The organism is Nostoc sp., from assembly GCF_054880495.1.
Window position 1 is genome coordinate 1 of the sequence record NZ_JBTYKD010000417.1, and the last position, 2,518, is coordinate 2,518.

At 39.8% G+C, this 2,518-nt stretch carries 4 protein-coding genes and 1 pseudogene; 2 read left to right on the plus strand and 3 right to left on the minus strand.

Annotated features, from left to right (window positions below; genetic code table 11):
- Positions 1-279: 279 nt before the first annotated feature.
- A complete protein-coding gene (locus ACYTXL_RS35165; RefSeq protein WP_461922487.1) occupies positions 280-513 on the minus strand; it encodes a hypothetical protein in 234 nt (77 codons plus the stop codon).
- A gap of 1 nt (position 514) precedes the next feature.
- Positions 515-1,156 carry a ParA family protein gene (locus ACYTXL_RS35170; protein ID WP_461922488.1) on the minus strand — a complete coding sequence of 214 codons (642 nt, stop codon included), beginning with the start codon at positions 1,154-1,156 and terminating at the stop codon, positions 515-517.
- Between the two features lie 360 nt (positions 1,157-1,516).
- Here ACYTXL_RS35170 and ACYTXL_RS35175 point away from each other — a divergent pair, with 360 nt between their 5' ends.
- Together ACYTXL_RS35175 and ACYTXL_RS35180 are read left to right on the plus strand one after the other, a co-directional pair.
- Positions 1,517-1,690 carry a hypothetical protein gene (locus ACYTXL_RS35175; protein WP_461922489.1) on the plus strand — a complete coding sequence of 58 codons (174 nt, stop codon included), beginning with the start codon at positions 1,517-1,519 and terminating at the stop codon, positions 1,688-1,690.
- Positions 1,691-1,810: 120 nt separating this feature from the next.
- Positions 1,811-2,080: pseudogene (locus ACYTXL_RS35180) on the plus strand (IS4 family transposase); the annotation flags it as partial.
- Positions 2,081-2,223: 143 nt separating this feature from the next.
- Here ACYTXL_RS35180 and ACYTXL_RS35185 read toward each other — a convergent pair.
- A partial coding sequence (locus ACYTXL_RS35185) for an ISAzo13-like element transposase-related protein (RefSeq protein ID WP_461928601.1) occupies positions 2,224-2,518 on the minus strand: 295 nt, incomplete at its 5' end.

Here is a 2,518-nt window from a genome sequence, read left to right on the forward strand (position 1 = left end):
TTATCTGTCAAGTATTTTTTCTAGGCAGTCTCTCATGCTTATTTTGTTTGATTTGTCAAGTTCACATTATACCAAATTAGATGAGCTTACCCTGATTTACTCCGCCTTGGTATTGAGACGACTTAGTTTAACTCCATTGCCCTGTTAAACCAATTCAGCTAGTTCCTGACCTAATGCTTTGTCAGTATATCTTGTGTTGAAAACTACTGAATCACAAATCGCTAAATAACGAAAGCAAGAAATCGTTTTTTCGTTATTTAGCGAAATAACGAATTTTTACTAGCCATGATTATCCGTCCAGTATTTAAAAATCCGCTGCAATAGCTGGACTTGGGTACAACCGTAAGTAGCAGCCGCAATTTTAAAATCCTTTTTAAACTCGGCAGGTACTTTAAAATTCAGGTTGGAAATTTCACCTGGATCGGGCTTCTCCAAGTTATCTTTTGTTTCCTTAATGCTAGGGGGTTCACCTTTGCTTAGTTTACGTGGTGGTGGAGGTGGTTTAGTTGACATATCATTCCTCTTGCTCACTCAACAGATCAATAATTCCTTGTACTACTTGTTCGGCTCGTAGCTTCAAGCTAGGAAATGTGACCTCCGAAAGAGCGCGACCATTATCAGAAGCTTGTCGGTAAGCTGTCTTTTCGGGGATTGAGCCAGCTACTGTGTCATAACCAGCTTTATGAATATATGATCTGGCTTCCTCAATCTCATTCTCGCGATCGCCGACTCGACATAAAACAAAAATAATTTTATCCGTAGCGATTTTGGCGTTTACCAATTCATGCGCCAACAGCACAGACGGTTTGAGATCATCCAGTGATAAGCCTGTGGGCAGAACTACTAAATCACTTGCACGGGCAATTTCTAGACTGCTTTGCGTCGAATGCGGTGCGCCGTCCAAAATCACGATGTCATAAACATCAGCGTGTTTCAGTGCTTGAGCTACGGTGCGGAATTGCTCAACTGCAATCTCCGGCTGGATACCGTTTACTTCCCGACGCTGCTTCCAGTCTGTGGAAGTCCCTTGGGAAACATCCAAGTCGGCAATTTTTACATCCCAACCCGCAGCAGCATACTCACGGGCAATGAGTCGGGCAATCGTGCTTTTTGAAACGCCGCCTTTTTGGGAGATGACACCCACTAATACGGTCATCGTGTTTTCGTCCTTTCGCCCAAGAGCGATTTATTTATATCGTGTTTTCGTGCTTTATTCAAGCCACGACTTCGTTATAGCAAGAAAAAAAGATTTAAACAAAGGACGAAATCGTTATTTCGCTAAAAGTATTTGATGTCGGGGGAGGGTAGGGTTTACCCCATCGCCCTTGATGCCAATCACTTGCTTTGGCTTAACTTTCAAGCAGCATAGTAAATTTAAAATAGGAAAAGTAAGCTTGTTCTTTAAAGCAACCGATAGCGATTTTGATATCACCACACTACAGCTTGCGGTCTGAGTCTAAATCCTCCAAGCAGCGATCGCGTGTAACTTACATAGAATTTAGGGTTCTGTGATGCTATGTTATTTTTGATTACCTGCGTAATCGATGAAGGTGTGTATGACTCATCTTTTATCGTCGTGGAAGCGGAATCTGAGTTAGAGATTGCCGAACACATGCTGTCCGACACTTCAATTTGGGAATGGTTTCTAGACCGAGCATACCCGCATGATTGGCAGCAGCGTCAACAGTAAACCAAAAAGTTTTTCCCAAAGAGCGATCGCTAATTAAGTATACTTAGTTTAACGTGCTATAAGCTACTTATTATATAATTAATAGTTATATTTTTTTGAAAGGGTTAAAAAAATGAAATGATGAGAGTAGTGTGTAGTGAACAAAGGCACTCGTTTCCAATCCAGGTAGAACAGGTAATCAAGAGCGATGTAGAAAAAGGTAGCCCGTCACCAAACCGAGAAATAAAACCTCAAGAAAAACGTCAGCGTGGACGACCAAAAGGAAGTAAAAACAAGAATAAAACGCAGGTAACATTAACATCTGAATTACTTCGGATTCAGAAAATGATTAATTCGCTTTGGGACTTCCAGAGAATAAAATATACAGTCAATAAAAATGATAATCATTTTTAGGAGGAGGAGAGAGGTTGCCGTCGGCAACCTCTCTCCCCATAAATATGCAAGACAAATGTCTGCACAAAGATACTTCTTAAATGCAGTGAGCAGAATTGATATTGATATCGATTATTTTGGCGCTTTTAATTTTTTGTAAATTACGTTACTCCACAACAGATATCAATAAACCACTTACCTAAATTTGGTAAATTATCTTCGGTAAAATTAGTCAAACGTTCAATCTTATTTTCAATTTCTTGCATAGCTTTTTTAGTTAGGCGGACTCCGTTAGAGTAAGTCTGAGTAACTAACTTAACAACTGGATTTTTTCGATTCCACGTCATAGTTTTGGCAAAATTTAATGCAGTTTCAACTTCATCTAAAATGCTGCCATTCCAATGATTTTCCAAGGCAGCCCAAGTTCTTTCAATGGGATTATATTTACTGTGATAG